Source organism: Mycobacterium sp. E2479 (assembly GCF_001667925.1).
Lineage (GTDB): Bacteria > Actinomycetota > Actinomycetes > Mycobacteriales > Mycobacteriaceae > Mycobacterium.
The window spans coordinates 1-1,043 of the sequence record NZ_LZJR01000117.1; the positions used below are offsets into that span (position 1 = coordinate 1).

The 1,043-nt window shown below is 65.2% G+C and carries 1 pseudogene; it reads left to right on the forward strand.

Annotation, left to right across the window (positions count from 1 at the left end):
• Nucleotides 1–1,043: pseudogene (locus tag A5686_RS27645) on the forward strand (hypothetical protein); the annotation flags it as partial.

A 1,043-nucleotide genomic window follows, 5' to 3' on the forward strand; every position in this document is an offset into this window, starting at 1 on the left:
ACGGTGCTGCTGGGCAACTGCTCGTTGTCGACGGTCTACGCTGATTCCCAAGACGCCGCCGACCTGTTCAGCCGCGTGGAGGCGGTGCCGCACGAATACGTCTTCGGCGCACTGGATTCCAACCGAACGTGGTCGACGGCCGCGGAGTACATCAAGGCGATCGACGCCCTGCCGCTGGGTCCCAATATCGGTTCACTGCTTGGTCATTCGGACCTGCGGACCGCGGTGCTGGGACTTGATCGGGCCACCGACGCCGCGGTGCGGCCCACCGAGGCCGAGCTGGAGAAGATGGCCGAACTGCTGGACGAGGCCCTGGACGCCGGTGTCCTCGGCATGTCCGGAATGGACGCCCCCATAGACAAACTAGACGGCGAACGGTTCCGCTCCCGCGCCCTGCCGTCCACTTTCGCGACGTGGCGGGAGCGGCGCAAGCTGATCAAGGTCCTGCGCAAGCGCGGCCGAATTCTGCAAAGCGCCCCCAACGTGGCAAGGCCGTCGACCGGAATGCTCTTCTTCCTGGCCAGCAGCCGGCTACTCAACTGGGGCAAGGGCGTTCGGATGAGCATGCTGGTATCCGCCGACGCCAAGTCGATGCCGCTGTCGGTTTACGTGTTCGGCCCGGGGACTCGTCTGCTGAACAAGCTACTGGGCGCCAGCGTGCGGTTTCAGCACCTGCCGGTGCCGTTCGAGGTGTATGCCGACGGCATCGATCTGGTGATCTTCGAAGAGTTCGGTTCCGGCGCGGCGGCCATGCATCTGAAAGAACAAGTGGCCGCGCGCAATGAGCTCCTGTGCGACGAGGACTACCGTCGATGGTTCCGCAAGGACTACGACAGCAAGTTTGGGCTGCGGGTCTGGCACCGCGACTTCTTCGATGCCGAAATCGTGGCGTGCCCCGACCCGTCGGTGATCGGTAAGTCGTTCGGGCAGGTAGGTATTGACCGCGGCGGCCTGCACCCCGTCGACGCGTTCCTCGACCTGGTCGTCGAGCACGGCGGCGCGCTGCGGTGGCGCACCACCATCTCCAACCACCGTCCCGAGCT